The 13,202-nt window shown below is 70.0% G+C and carries 11 protein-coding genes and 1 tRNA gene; 9 read left to right on the forward strand and 3 right to left on the reverse strand.

Annotated elements, in window-relative coordinates; all coding sequences use genetic code 11:
* Window positions 1–111 precede the first annotated feature (111 nt).
* Window positions 112–552: a VOC family protein gene (locus tag BIU94_RS10000; RefSeq protein WP_071258528.1), complete on the reverse strand. Its 441-nt coding sequence runs from the start codon at window positions 550–552 to the stop codon at window positions 112–114.
* 170 nt (window positions 553–722) lie between these two features.
* Here BIU94_RS10000 and BIU94_RS10005 point away from each other — a divergent pair, with 170 nt between their 5' ends.
* Complete coding sequence (locus tag BIU94_RS10005) at window positions 723–2,489, forward strand: hypothetical protein (RefSeq protein WP_071258531.1); 1,767 nt, start codon at window positions 723–725, stop codon at window positions 2,487–2,489.
* A 14-nt stretch (window positions 2,490–2,503) separates the two neighbouring features.
* Window positions 2,504–3,343, forward strand: coding sequence for a family 16 glycosylhydrolase (locus BIU94_RS10010; protein WP_071258534.1), 840 nt, complete (start codon window positions 2,504–2,506; stop codon window positions 3,341–3,343).
* Between the two features lie 94 nt (window positions 3,344–3,437).
* On the opposite strand, the gene BIU94_RS17835 is transcribed toward BIU94_RS10010, so the two are convergent.
* Together BIU94_RS17835 and BIU94_RS10020 are read right to left on the reverse strand one after the other, a co-directional pair.
* On the reverse strand, window positions 3,438–3,596 hold the full coding sequence (locus BIU94_RS17835) for a hypothetical protein (protein ID WP_175472081.1): 159 nt from the start codon (window positions 3,594–3,596) through the stop codon (window positions 3,438–3,440).
* Window positions 3,597–3,809: 213 nt separating this feature from the next.
* A tRNA-Leu gene (locus BIU94_RS10020) sits at window positions 3,810–3,896 on the reverse strand.
* A gap of 86 nt (window positions 3,897–3,982) precedes the next feature.
* Here BIU94_RS10020 and BIU94_RS10025 point away from each other — a divergent pair.
* The 7 genes from BIU94_RS10025 (at window position 3,983) to pknB (ending at window position 13,194) form a co-directional block, all read left to right on the forward strand.
* A complete protein-coding gene (locus BIU94_RS10025) occupies window positions 3,983–4,663 on the forward strand; it encodes a DUF3662 and FHA domain-containing protein (protein ID WP_071258547.1) in 681 nt (226 codons plus the stop codon).
* The gene (locus BIU94_RS10030) at window positions 4,660–5,211 is read left to right on the forward strand and encodes an FHA domain-containing protein (RefSeq protein WP_071258550.1); all 552 of its coding nucleotides are present in this window, start codon (window positions 4,660–4,662) and stop codon (window positions 5,209–5,211) included. Before BIU94_RS10025 ends, BIU94_RS10030 begins: the two co-directional genes overlap by 4 nt.
* Before the next feature lie 6 nt (window positions 5,212–5,217).
* On the forward strand, window positions 5,218–6,582 hold the full coding sequence (locus BIU94_RS10035) for a Stp1/IreP family PP2C-type Ser/Thr phosphatase (protein WP_071258551.1): 1,365 nt from the start codon (window positions 5,218–5,220) through the stop codon (window positions 6,580–6,582).
* Window positions 6,579–8,009: an FtsW/RodA/SpoVE family cell cycle protein gene (locus BIU94_RS10040; protein ID WP_071258552.1), complete on the forward strand. Its 1,431-nt coding sequence runs from the start codon at window positions 6,579–6,581 to the stop codon at window positions 8,007–8,009. The genes BIU94_RS10035 and BIU94_RS10040 overlap by 4 nt, the downstream gene beginning before the upstream one ends.
* Window positions 8,006–9,460 carry a penicillin-binding protein 2 gene (locus tag BIU94_RS10045; protein WP_071258555.1) on the forward strand — a complete coding sequence of 485 codons (1,455 nt, stop codon included), beginning with the start codon at window positions 8,006–8,008 and terminating at the stop codon, window positions 9,458–9,460. Before BIU94_RS10040 ends, BIU94_RS10045 begins: the two co-directional genes overlap by 4 nt.
* A complete protein-coding gene (locus BIU94_RS10050; RefSeq protein ID WP_071258582.1) occupies window positions 9,457–11,235 on the forward strand; it encodes a protein kinase in 1,779 nt (592 codons plus the stop codon). Before BIU94_RS10045 ends, BIU94_RS10050 begins: the two co-directional genes overlap by 4 nt.
* A gap of 120 nt (window positions 11,236–11,355) precedes the next feature.
* A complete protein-coding gene (gene pknB / locus BIU94_RS10055) occupies window positions 11,356–13,194 on the forward strand; it encodes a Stk1 family PASTA domain-containing Ser/Thr kinase (RefSeq protein ID WP_302846883.1) in 1,839 nt (612 codons plus the stop codon).
* The last annotated feature ends 8 nt before the right edge of the window (window positions 13,195–13,202 follow it).

A 13,202-nucleotide genomic window follows, 5' to 3' on the forward strand; every position in this document is an offset into this window, starting at 1 on the left:
GCCGTCGGACAGCCAACGCCGCGACGTCCAGGACGACCCGCAGGATCCCGGTCCGGCGTGCGGCAAGCGGACACCACGGGCCGCACGCGCCGGGCGCCGGGCGCCGGGCCGTCACGGTCGGGGCGCGGCGAACTCCAGGTTGACGTCGTCCGGGTCCTGCACGGACAGGACCACCAGGCCGAACGGGGGCAGGTCGGTGACCTCGCCGTGCTCGATGCCGGCGGCGTCGAGCCGGGCGACGGCTGCGTGCAGGTCGTCGACCGAGGCGACCCGGAACGACACGTGGTCGAGCCCCACCCGGTCCGGGTCGAAGCGGTCCCCCGCCGGCGCCACCGGCCGCAGCCCGAGCGTCTGCCCGCCGAAGGTGAAGGAACAGCCCCCGTACGTCCGCCAGGGGTCGTCGCGCACGGTGGGGTCGTCGGCCTGGTCGCTGAAGTCGCTCCCCGGCGGCATGCCGAACAGCTGCTCGTAGAACGCCTTGCTCCGGTGGACGTCGGTGACGGTGAGCCGCACGTGCGAGAAGCCGAGCGGCGTGACGATGGGATCGGCCATGACGCCAGCGTCGTCCCCTGCGGCCTGGACCACCTCCAGGCCGAACCCCCGTCCGGGGGACGGACTGGTCCACCGATGCGCCGACTGCCTGAACCGACGGACAGGTCTACCGTCTGTTGCGTGCGGCAACGGAGCCGTACGCGGACGAATCGAGCATCATGCAACGACGGATGAGCACGCTCCTCGCGATGGCCGTGAGCGTCGGGATCGTCGGGGTCGTGGCCCCCGCGGGCCCGGCCCAGGCGGTGACCACGAGCGACACCCCGGACTTCGGGAGCAGCGTCACGATCTACGATCCATCGGTACCGGCGTCGACCATCCAGGCCGACGTCGACGCCGCGTTCAACGCCCAACTCCGCAACCCGAGCGCACAGTTCGGGCAGCAGCGGCACGCCTTCCTGTTCAAGCCCGGCTCCTACGGGCGCGTCTGGGCGAACCTCGGCTTCTACACCTCGGTGGTGGGGCTCGGGAAGAACCCCGACGACGTCACGATCAACGGCGCCGTCAACGTCGACTCCGGCTGGAACGCCGGCGACGAGAAGAACGCGACGCAGAACTTCTGGCGCTCGGTGGAGAACCTGGCGATCGTGCCGGAGGGCGGCACGGACCGCTGGGCGGTGTCGCAGGCCGCGCCGATGCGCCGCGTGCACGTCAAGGGCAACCTGACGATGGGGCCGTCGAACCAGGACGGCGGCCAGGGCTACTCGTCCGGCGGCTACATCGCCGACTCGAAGGTCGACGGCACGGTGACCTCCGGGTCGCAGCAGCAGTGGTACACCCGCAACTCGACGATCGGCTCGTGGCAGGGCGGCAACTGGAACATGACGTTCTCGGGTGTGCAGGGCGCCCCCGCGAACGACTTCTCGAAGAGCTACACGACGCTGGCCACCACGCCGACCACGCGTGAGAAGCCGTACCTGTACGTCGACTCGTCGAACAAGTACCACGTGTTCGTCCCGTCCCTCCGGCAGAACTCGTCCGGCGTCACGTGGCCGAACACCGGCGGCACCGACATCCCGATGCGGAACTTCTACGTCGCCCATCCGGGTGACTCGGCGGCGACCATCAACAGCGCGCTGTCGCAGGGACTCAACCTGTTCTTCACCCCGGGCACCTACCAGCTCGACGCCCCCATCGCCGTCACCCGTGCCGACACCGTCGTCACCGGCATCGGCTTCCCGACCCTCGTGCCGACGAAGGGCAACGCGGTCCTGACCTCGACGGACGTCGCCGGGGTGAACGTCTCGAACCTCGTCGTCGACGCCGGCACGCAGAACAGCGCCCAGCTCGTCCGGCTCGGCACGAGCGGCTCGCACGTCGACCACGCCGCCGACCCGCAGAGCATCCAGGACGTGTTCTTCCGCGTCGGCTCGAGCATCCAGGGCAAGGCCACCACGACGCTGCAGGTCAACGCCGACGACACCCTCGTCGACCACATCTGGGCCTGGCGCGCCGACCACGGCGGTGCGGCCACGGGCTGGACGGTGAACACCGGCGCGACCGGTGTCGAGGTGAACGGCAACGACGTCCTGGCCACCGGCCTCTTCGTCGAGCACTACCAGAAGTACGAAGTGCAGTGGAACGGCAACAACGGCCGGACGATCTTCTTCCAGAACGAGATGCCGTACGACGTGCCGGACAACGCCTCGTGGCAGAGCCCGACCGGTGCCGGCTACGCGGCGTACAAGGTCGCGTCGGACGTCACGAACCACGAGGTCTGGGGCGGCGGCGTCTACTGCTTCTTCAACACGAACCCGTCGGTGCACGCCGACCGGGCGTTCGAGTTCCCGCAGACGGCCGGCGTGAAGGCGCACGGGCTCGTCACGGTCTCCCTCGGCGACACCGGGACCATCTCGAGCGTCGTGAACGGCGTCGGCGGTGCCGTGCCGACCCCCGCGGGCAACACCGCTCCGAACCGACTCGCCTCGTACAACTGATCCCGGGAGGGACGATGACGAACACCAGCAGCAGGACGCGACGTCTGGTCGCACTCACGGTCGCCGGCGCGGCGGCCCTCGCACTCGGCGTCACCCCGGCTCTGCAGGCGGCGTCGCCGGCGAGCGCGGCCGCAGGCGACGTCGTGTGGTCCCAGGACTTCGACGGCCCGGCGGGCAGCGCCCCGGACCGGTCGGCGTGGACGAACGAGACCGGCGCCGGCGGGTGGGGCAACAACGAGCTCGAGAACTACACCGACTCGCGCGACAACTCGGCGCTCGACGGCCAGGGCAACCTCGTCATCACGGCGAAGCGCGAGTCGGACGGCTCGTACACGAGTGCCCGCCTCACCACGCAGGGCAAGTACACGCCGCAGTACGGCCGGGTCGAGGCCCGCATCCAGATCCCACGCGGGCAGGGCATCTGGCCCGCGTTCTGGATGCTCGGCGCCGACCTGCCCCAGGTGGGCTGGCCGAACTCGGGCGAGGTCGACGTGATGGAGAACGTCGGGTACGAGCCCGCGACGGTGCACGGCACCGTCCACGGCCCCGGGTACTCCGGCGGCGCCGGGCTCACGTCGTCGTACCAGCACCCCCAGGGCTGGTCGTTCGCAGACACCTTCCACACCTTCGCGGTCGACTGGAAGCCGGGGTCGATCACCTGGTCCGTCGACGGCGTGGCGTACAAGACGGTGACCCCGGCCGACACCCGCGGCAACCCGTGGGTGTTCGACAAGCCGTTCTTCATCGTGCTGAACCTGGCGGTGGGCGGCAACTGGCCCGGCTACCCGGACGGGTCGACGCAGTTCCCGCAGCAGATGAAGGTCGACTACGTCCGCGTGATCGACAACTCCTGACCGCACACGGTCCACGGAACGGGACAGGAGGCGCGGTGCCGTCGGGCACCGCGCCTCCTGTCCGTCGGGTGGTCGCCGCTACTGCGGGGCAGCGCTACTGCGGGTCGGCGGGCTCGCCGCCGGAGTCCGTGTCGCTGTCCTGCGCGGGGTCCTTGGTCGCGTCGCCCGTCGGCGACCCGTCCGGCAGGTCCTCGGTGTACTGCTGCTGTGCGTCGGTGGGGTCGCTCGAACCGTCCGGTGTCGTGTCGCTCATGCGGCGCACGCTACGCGGACCCGCACGACCGCCGTTCAGCAGGCCGTCCGGTCGGGCGGCGAGCGGGCGGTCGAGACCAGCCACACGGCGGACGGGAGGCACGGCGCGGCGCCGCCACGGGCCTCCCGTCCGGAACGGGTCGCGTCCTCGACGCGAGTCGGCCGGGAACGGAGAAGGCCCCCGGATTCCTCCGGGGGCCTTCTCCGTTCTGCCTGGTGCGCGAGGGGGGACTTGAACCCCCACGCCGTTTCCAGCACACGGACCTGAACCGTGCGCGTCTACCAATTCCGCCACTCGCGCCAGCCCCGAAACACTATCACGCACAGACGGTGCCCGACGCCAACCACTACCATGCAGTGGTCAGACGACCGAGACACTGGAGACGCATGGGCCTGTTGGACAACTTCGAGCGGGGGTTGGAGCGTGCCGTCAACGGCGCCTTCGCGAAGACCTTCCGCTCCGGTGTGCAACCCGTCGAGATCTCCAGCGCACTCCGTCGCGAGCTCGACACCAAGGCCGCGGTGGTCTCCCGCGAGCGGATCCTCGTGCCGAACGAGTTCACGGTCCGCCTCGCCCCGCCGGACTTCACCCGGATGCACGACGTCGGCCAGCCGCTCGTCGACGAGCTCACGCAACTCGCCCACCAGCACGCCGTCGCCCAGAACTACTCGTTCTCCGGCCCCGTCACGATCCGGCTGCAGCAGGACGGCACCCTGTCGACCGGCATCCTGCAGATCGACTCCACGACCGTGCAGCGCGACGTCGCCTGGATCGCCGTGCTCGACATCGGCTCACAGCGGCACCGGCTGCAGCGCGGCCGCACGGTGATCGGCCGCGGCAGCGACGCCGACATCACGATCGCCGACACCGGGACGAGCCGGAAGCACGTCGAGGTGCTCTGGGACGGCAAGCACGCGCAGGCCACCGACCTCGGCTCGACGAACGGCTCGAAGCTGAACGGGCAGCACTTCCAGCAGGCGATCGTGGAGCCGGACTCCACCATCGAGATCGGTCGTACCCGTATGGTGTTCCGGGTGATCCCCGAGAACGACGGAGGTAGTCGATGACAACAGGGCTGACCCTGCTCGTCCTGCGCTTCGCGTTCCTCGCGGTGCTCTGGCTGTTCGTCTTCGTGATCGTCTTCGCGCTCCGCAGCGACCTCTTCGGTCAGCGCGTGCGCACGATCCCCACCGATCCCAAGGCCGCCCCGTCGGGGCCGACCACCCCCACCATCCCCGCCGCGGCCGCTCCCGGCCCCGTCTCCAGCGGTGCGTTCACCGACCTGATCGGCCAGCCCGGCACCGCGCAGCAGTCGTCCGCGCCGGCCGCGACCCGGCTCGTCATCACCGAGGGCGCCCGCGAGGGCATGGAGATGCCGCTCGGCGGCGGACCGATCACCATCGGCCGCTCCAGCGAGTCGAACGTCGTCATCCGCGACGACTACACGTCCACCAACCACGCCCGCCTCGACCTCCGGGCCGACGGCTGGCTCCTGACGGACCTCGAGTCCACGAACGGCACCTTGGTCAACGGTCAGCAGGTGAGCGCTCCCGTCGTCGTGCCGGAGCGCACGCCGATCACGATCGGGACGACGACGTTCGAGCTGCGGCGGTAACCCGGCATGACCGCTCGGACGCTGAGCGCCGCTGTGTCCCACGTCGGGCGCATCCGCGCGAACAACCAGGACTCCGGCTACGCCGGCGCCCACCTGTTCGCGGTCGCCGACGGCATGGGCGGGCACGCCGGTGGCGACGTCGCCTCGGCCATCGCCATCCGGCGCATCCGTGAGGTCGACCGCGAGTTCCCCTCGGCGCACGACGCCGAGTTCGCCCTGCAGTCGGCCCTCATCGCGGCCAACCAGCTCATCACCGAGACGGTGTTCGAGCACCAGGAGCTCACCGGGATGGGCACCACCGTCTCCGCGATGATCCGGGTCGGCGACCAGATCGCGATCGCGCACATCGGTGACTCCCGCATCTACCGGCTCCGCGACGGCGACCTGCAGCAGATCACCTCGGACCACACCTTCGTGCAGCGGCTCGTCGACAGCGGCCGCATCACGCCGGAGGAAGCCGCCGTGCACCCCCGCCGCTCCGTCCTCATGCGCGTGCTCGGCGACGTCGACGCCGCGCCCGAGGTCGACACGGCGATCATGGACATCCAGCCGGGCGACCGCTGGCTGCTCTGCTCGGACGGGCTCTCGTCCTACCTCGCCGAGGAGCGCATCCGTCACGCGCTCGCCTCGACGATGGACGCCAACCAGGTGACGCAGCGCCTCGTCAAGGAGACGCTCGACCACGGCGCACCGGACAACGTCACCGTCGTCGTGATGGACGTCACCGCCGAGGACGTCGACGACGAGGACGACGCCGCGACCACCGTCGGCTCGGCCGCCGCACCGCTGACCTTCGAGGCGTCGACCGGCCGCAAGCCGATCCGCCTCCCCACGATCCTGCTGCACCCGCTCAAGGTCACCACGGCCCCCGAGGACTCGCACTTCGAGCCGGAGTCCGACCAGTTCTTCGCCGAGCTCATCGCGGAGGACCGCCGGCGGCGCATCCGTCGTCGGGTCTCGTGGACCATCGCCCTCGTGCTCGCCGTCGCCGTCCTGGTCGGCGCGGTCTTCGTCGGGTGGCGGATCACGCAGGACCACTACTACGTCGGCACCGACCGCGGGACGGTCGCCATCTACAAGGGCGTCCAGCAGTCGATCGGCCCGATCGCGTTGTCCGACGTCTACGAGGACACCGACATCACGGTGTCGTCGCTGCCCGACTACACCCGCGAGAACGTCCGCTCCACGATCAACGCCCAGTCGCTCACCGACGCCCGCGACATCGTCGACCGCCTGCGGAAGGCAGCCGAGACCGGCCAGGACCAGGCCGGCACCGGTGGTGACGGGAACGAGACGGCGTCGCCCACCCCCACGTCGTCGCCGACGTCGACCCGGACCCCGCGGCCGACCTCGACCCGGAGCCCGCGATGAGCGCCGCGACCGCGCAGTCCTTCACGCAGGCGATCACGATCAAGCTCCGCGAACCGGCACGCGCCCGCAACCTCGAGCTCGTGCTCCTGGTCATCGCGTGCGGCATCTGCGCCGGTGCGATGGTGCTCGTGCAGCTCGGCACCAAGGGCGAGCTGTTCGACACGTCCGTGCTCTGGGTCGGTGCGGGGATCCTCGGACTCGGCCTCGTGATGCACGTCGTGCTGCGGGTCGTGGCGAAGAACGCCGACCCGTTCATCCTGCCGATCGCCCTCGTGCTCAACGGCATCGGGATCGCCGAGATCTACCGCATCGACGTCCACAACGGCCTGTCCGGCTGGGACGCCATCGGCGTCAAGCAGATCGTCTGGACGATGCTCGCGATGGTCCTCGCGATCGCCACCCTGCTCCTCGTCCGGAACCACCGGTTCCTGCAGCGGTACCGCTACATCTTCATGGCGCTGACGATCGTCCTGCTGCTCCTGCCGATGCTGCCCGGCATCGGGACGAACATCGGTGGCGCCCGGGTCTGGATCAGGATCGGCCCGTTCTCGTTCCAGCCCGGTGAGCTCGCGAAGATCACCATGGCGCTGTTCTTCGCCGGCTACCTCGTCACCGCACGCGACTCGCTGTCGATCGTCGGCAAGAAGTTCGCCGGCATGACGTTCCCCCGTGCCCGCGACCTCGGTCCGATCCTGGTGATGTGGGGCGCCGCGATGGCCGTGCTGGTGTTCCAGCGCGACCTCGGCACCGCGCTGCTGTACTTCGGCCTGTTCCTCGTCATGATCTACGTCGCCACGGCCCGACTGAGCTGGGTGCTCATCGGCCTGACGCTGTTCATCGGCGGCGCCCTCGTCGCGCAGAGCGTCCTCGAGTACGTGCACGGCCGGTTCGAGCAGTGGCTCGACCCGTTCAACCAGGAGATCTTCGCCCGGCAGACGCAGGGCAGCTACCAGCTCGTGCAGGGCCTGTTCGGCTTCGCGAACGGCGGGATCACCGGCACCGGGCTCGGGCAGGGCCGGCCATACATCACGCCGGTCGCCAACGCCGACTACATCGTCGCCTCGCTCGGCGAGGAACTCGGGTTGATCGGTGTCTTCGCGATCCTCGCGCTCTTCATCGTGCTCGCCTCGCGCGGCATCCGCGTCGGCTTCATGGCCCAGGACGACTTCGGCAAGCTGCTCGGCGTCGGCTTCGGCTTCATCATCGCCCTGCAGGTGTTCGTCGTCGTCGGCGGCATCACCCGGATCATCCCGGTGACGGGTCTGACCACGCCGTTCATGGCCGCGGGTGGTTCCTCCCTCATCGCGAACTGGATCATCGCGGCGATGCTGCTGCGCCTGACCGATTCCATCCCAGCCGAACAACGCGTCCAGCAGGGCGCGATCCCCGCCGCGAGCGGGCGGACCAGGAAGGAGCGTCGTCGATGAACCGGCAGCTCCGCGGTGTCTCGACCGTCATCGTGCTCATGTTCGTCGCGCTCTTCGTGTCGACGACGTCCATCCAGTTCTTCTCGGCCGAGCAGCTCCGCGCCGACTCCCGCAACTCCCGAACCATCCTGGCCAGTTACTCGACGAAGCGCGGGGCGATCCTCGTCGACGGCAGCCCGATCGCCGAGTCGACCCCGGTGGACGACCAGTACCAGTACCAGCGCAAGTACACGAACGGTGCCCTGTACTCGGCCGTCACCGGTTACTTCACGATCGGCCAGGGCAACACCGGCATCGAGAGCGCCGAGAACACCGTGCTCTCCGGCAACTCGGACGCCTCGTTCTTCCAGAACCTCAACTCGATCCTCACCGGCCAGGACGTCCAGGGCGACAACGTCAACCTGACCATCGACCCCGACGTGCAGCAGGCCGCCTACGACGCGCTCGGTGACAACACCGGTGCCGTGGTCGCGATCCAGCCGAAGACCGGCAAGATCCTCGCCATGGTGTCGAAGCCGGCGTACGACCCCAACGCGCTCACCTCGCACGACACCGCGAAGGTCAAGGAGCAGTACGACGCCCTGCTCGGCGCCGAGACCGCGCCGCTGCAGAACCGCGCCATCGGCGGCGACCTGTACACGCCCGGATCGGTCTTCAAGCTCGTCGTCGCGTCGGCCGCGCTCAAGGACGGCAAGTACGACCTCGACTCCGAGTTCCCGAACCCGTCGCGGCTGCAGCTGCCCGGCACGAGCACGTACATCAACAACGCCGAGGGCGGCACCTGCGGCGGCGGCGACAAGGTGAAGCTGCGGACCGCCATCCAGTACTCGTGCAACATCCCGTTCGCCGAGCTCGGCCAGAAGCTCGGGTACGACGCCATCAAGAGCATGGCCGACGAGTACGGCTTCGGCGACGCCATCGAGGTCCCGATGCGTGCGACGGCCAGCCAGTACCCGGATGTCGACTCGACCGCGACCCTCATGCTCAGCGCCTTCGGCCAGGCGAGCGTCCGCGTCTCGCCGCTGCAGATGGCCATGGTCTCGGCCGGCATCGCGAACGGCGGCACGGTGATGCAGCCGTCCCTGGTGGACTCGATCACCACGAGCGACCTGAAGACGGTCGAGTCCTTCTCGCCGAGGCAGTACAGTGATCCGCTGTCGTCCTCCGAGTCGGCCGACCTGACCGAGGCGATGCAGAGCGTCGTCAGCGGCGGGACCGGGACCAATGCGAAGATCGACGGTGTCGACGTCGCAGGGAAGACGGGCACGGCCGAAGGTGGCACGGGTGCCCCCTACACACTCTGGTTCACGGGGTTCGCGCCCGCCAAGGACCCCGAGGTGGCCGTCGCGGTCGTCGTCGGGAACGGTGGCGGGCTCGGGCAGTCCGGAGTCGGCAACACGGTCGCGGCCCCGGTCGCGAAGAAAGTCATGGAGGCGGTGCTGAACAAATGAGACCCACCAGCGGACTCACCTTCGGTGGGCGGTACCAGCTCTCGTCCCGGGTCGCCATCGGCGGCATGGGAGAGGTGTGGCAGGCGACCGACCTCGTCATCGGCCGGACCGTCGCACTCAAGATCCTCAAGGACGAGTACCTCGGTGACCCAGGGTTCCTCGAGCGCTTCCGCGCCGAGGCCCGGCACGCCGCCCTCGTCAACCACGAGGGCATCGCCAACGTCTTCGACTACGGCGAGGAGGACGGCAGCGCCTACCTGGTGATGGAGCTCGTCCCCGGCGAAGCGCTCTCGACCATGATCGAGCGCGAGCACACGCTGCCGGTCGACAAGGTGCTCGACATCGTGGCGCAGACCGCGAACGCCCTGCAGGCCGCCCACGCCGTCGGGCTCGTCCACCGTGACATCAAGCCCGGCAACCTGCTCATCACGCCGGACGGCCGCGTCAAGATCACCGACTTCGGCATCGCCCGCATCGCCGACCAGGTCCCGCTCACCGCGACCGGTCAGGTCATGGGCACCGTGCAGTACCTGTCGCCCGAGCAGGCGAGCGGCCACCCCGCCTCGCCCTCGACGGACATCTACTCGCTCGGCATCGTCGCGTACGAGGCGCTGGCCGGCCGTCGTCCCTTCACGGGCGAGTCGCAGGTCGCGATCGCGATGGCGCACATCAACGAGCAGCCGCCGGCACTGCCCGGCGACATCCCGGCGCCCGTCTCCGCCCTCGTGCTGTCGTGCATCGCGAAGAAGCCCGCGGACCGCCCCGCGACCGCGGCGAACCTCGCCCGTGCCGCGCAGGCGCTCCGCCGCGGTGACGTCGCGGCCGCCACGGTGGCCGTGCCGGCGATCGCCCAGGACGGCACGGTGGCGTTCAACCCGCCGCCCGCCCAGGGGAACGACGCCGCGACCGCGCTCATCGGCACCCAGGCGGGTGCGATGGTCGGCGGCCCAGGGACCCCTCGATCGCCCGTCACCGACGACCCCGAGGAACCGAAGAAGAGGCGCGCCTGGATCTGGTGGCTCGTCGGCATCGTGGTCCTGCTCGCCATCGCCGGCGGCATCGCCTACGCCGTGACGAGCTCGGAACCGGAGCCGGAGCCCACCCGGTCGTCGGCGGCGTCCCGTCCGCCCAAGCCGACGCCCACGCCGTCGGAGACCCCGTCCCAGACGCCCGTCGACACCCGGATCACGGTGAACGCCGCCGACTACACCGGCCAGAACGCCCAGGACGTCGCGAACCAGCTGCGCGCCAAGGGCCTGCAGGCCGACGTGGTCGACGGTTCGAACGCCACCTCGTCCGACCAGGTCGGCACCGTCGAATCGCTCGGTCCGGAGGGCAGCCTCGAACCCGGCACGACGGTCACCATCAAGGCCTTCGGCGAGGTACTGACCGCCGAGACGCCCGAGCGGGCGAGCGGCGGCGACGTCAGCGCCTCCGGCCGCACGACCTTCAGCTGGCCCTCGTACGACAAGTGCCCCGCCGGGTACACCGACGTGACCTACACGTACACGATCGACAACGGCACGGTCCCGTCGACCGGCAGCAGCTCCGGCACGACGTCGGGCACGGCCGTGACGGTCGCCGCTGCCCAGCCCGGCACGGTGACCCTGTCATACAAGGTGACCTGCAAGTCGCCGCAGTCGAGCACCACCGTGGTCTCGGAGTCGTCGCCGGGAGCCCAGGTCGAGTGGACCCAGGCGACCGAGGAGCCGGCACCGACGGACCCCGAGGAGGGCACCAACCCGAGCCAGGGCGGCCCGATGGACGGCAACTGAGCGACCCCCGTTCGGGGCTGTTGACACTGTTCGGTAACGGTTCGGCCGACCCCTCGGTGGCCAGCGTTCGACCAGGTTCGGCTGCCGTACACTGGCTCGGACCGACAGACGGAGGAGTACGTGCCAGAAGGTGTGACCGCGGGGATCACGCTCCTCGCCAACCGCTACGAGATCGGTGACGTCATCGGTCGTGGCGGCATGGCCACGGTGCACCTGGGCAACGACACCCGCCTCGGGCGCAAGGTCGCGGTGAAGCTGTTGAAGCCGAGCCTGGCGAACGACCCGGCGTTCCGCACCCGCTTCCGGCAGGAGGCCCAGGCGGCCGCGCGCATGGCACACCCCACCGTCGTCCGCGTGTACGACGCCGGCGAGGAGACCGTGCGCGAGTCCTCCGGCGCCGAGGTGCAGGTCCCCTTCATCGTCATGGAGTACGTCGAGGGCCGTCCGGTCTCCGACATCATCGCCGAGGGTGCGGTCGCGCCGGCCGAGGCCGTGCGCATCACCGAGGGCATCCTCACCGCGCTCGAGTACTCCCACCGCGCCGGCGTCGTGCACCGGGACATCAAGCCCGCCAACGTCATGGTCACGCACAGCGGCCAGGTCAAGGTCATGGACTTCGGCATCGCCCGGGCCATCACCGACACCTCGGCCACCGTCGCGCAGACCACCTCGATCCTCGGGACGGCGTCGTACTTCTCGCCCGAGCAGGCCCGCGGCGAGACCGTCGACGCCCGCACCGACCTGTACTCGACAGGCGTGGTCCTGTTCGAGCTGCTGACCGGGCGTGCGCCGTTCCAGGGCGACACCCCGGTGGCAGTCGCCTACCAGCACGTCAGCGAGCAGCCCGTCGCACCGTCGACCATCTCGCCCGAGGTCTCGCCCGCGCTCGACGCCGTGACCCTGCACGCGCTCGTGAAGGACCGGACGCGCCGGTTCCAGAACGCCGCCGAGTTCCGCACCGACCTGCAGCAGGCCGCCGCCGGTCGGATCCCGACCTCGACGAAGAAGCTGCAGCAGAACGCGGCGAACGACGCGTCCACGATGCTGTTCGGCGTTGACCCCCGGACGACGACCAACGCCGCGTCCGCCTTCCGCGAGCTCGACGACGACACGGCGGAGCACCGGCCCCAGCGCACGCAGAACCGCCCGCCGGTCGCGTGGATCTGGGTCGGCATCCTGCTCACCGTCGCGGTCATCGTTGCGGTCGTCTTCTTCGTCGCCAACCTGCAGCCCGGCAAGCCGCCCGTCTCCTCATCGGTGAGCGTGCCGAGCGTGGCCGGCCAGACGTTCGACGGAGCGAAGGCCGCACTCGCGAAGAAGGAGCTCACCGCCGTCCGCGTCGAGGAGAACTCCGACGACGTCGACAAGGGCCGCGTCATCAGGACCGATCCCGGTTCCGGTGTCAACGTCGGGCGGCGCACCAACGTCAACGTCGTCATCTCGATCGGGCCGGAGCGGATCGCCGTGCCGTCCGTCGACGGCCAGTCACAGGCCGACGCCGAGCAGGCGCTGACGGCGGCCGGGTTCCGCGTCGGAGCCATCACCACCGACTACTCGAAGGACTCGCCCGCGGGCACGGTCCTCAGCGCCGACCCCGGGTCCGGCACGCTGCACAGCAAGGGCCTCGTGATCGACCTGACGGTGTCGAACGGCAAGGTCCAGTTGACCGACGTCCGGCAGAAGCCGTTCCCCGACGCCCAGAGCGAGCTGCAGCAGCTCGGGCTGACGGTGAACCCGGCGCCGGACACCTCGTGCGCGGGCAACCTGGTCACCCAGCAGGACACCCCGGCGGGCGATGTGCCGCAGGGTAGCTCCGTGACCCTGACCTACTGCGCGGCACCGGACGAGCCGGCGCAGGCGCCCACCTCGGACGGCGGGTCGGGCAACGACCGCGGCCAGGGGAACGGGCAGGGGAACAACAACAACGGTCCTGGCGACCGTGGCGGCGACGAGGACTGACCCGACCA

It is taken from the genome of Curtobacterium sp. MMLR14_006, from assembly GCF_001864985.1.
GTDB lineage: Bacteria > Actinomycetota > Actinomycetes > Actinomycetales > Microbacteriaceae > Curtobacterium.

Coding starts and splice junctions, on each gene's coding strand:
- BIU94_RS10010 (WP_071258534.1), top strand. CDS start 2,504: ATGACGAACACCAGCAGCAGGACGCGACGTCTGGTCGCACTCACGGTC.
- BIU94_RS10005 (WP_071258531.1), top strand. CDS start 723: ATGAGCACGCTCCTCGCGATGGCCGTGAGCGTCGGGATCGTCGGGGTC.
- BIU94_RS10035 (WP_071258551.1), top strand. CDS start 5,218: ATGACCGCTCGGACGCTGAGCGCCGCTGTGTCCCACGTCGGGCGCATC.
- BIU94_RS10050 (WP_071258582.1), top strand. CDS start 9,457: ATGAGACCCACCAGCGGACTCACCTTCGGTGGGCGGTACCAGCTCTCG.
- BIU94_RS10000 (WP_071258528.1), bottom strand. CDS start 552: ATGGCCGATCCCATCGTCACGCCGCTCGGCTTCTCGCACGTGCGGCTC.
- BIU94_RS10025 (WP_071258547.1), top strand. CDS start 3,983: ATGGGCCTGTTGGACAACTTCGAGCGGGGGTTGGAGCGTGCCGTCAAC.
- BIU94_RS17835 (WP_175472081.1), bottom strand. CDS start 3,596: ATGAGCGACACGACACCGGACGGTTCGAGCGACCCCACCGACGCACAG.
- BIU94_RS10030 (WP_071258550.1), top strand. CDS start 4,660: ATGACAACAGGGCTGACCCTGCTCGTCCTGCGCTTCGCGTTCCTCGCG.
- BIU94_RS10045 (WP_071258555.1), top strand. CDS start 8,006: ATGAACCGGCAGCTCCGCGGTGTCTCGACCGTCATCGTGCTCATGTTC.
- BIU94_RS10040 (WP_071258552.1), top strand. CDS start 6,579: ATGAGCGCCGCGACCGCGCAGTCCTTCACGCAGGCGATCACGATCAAG.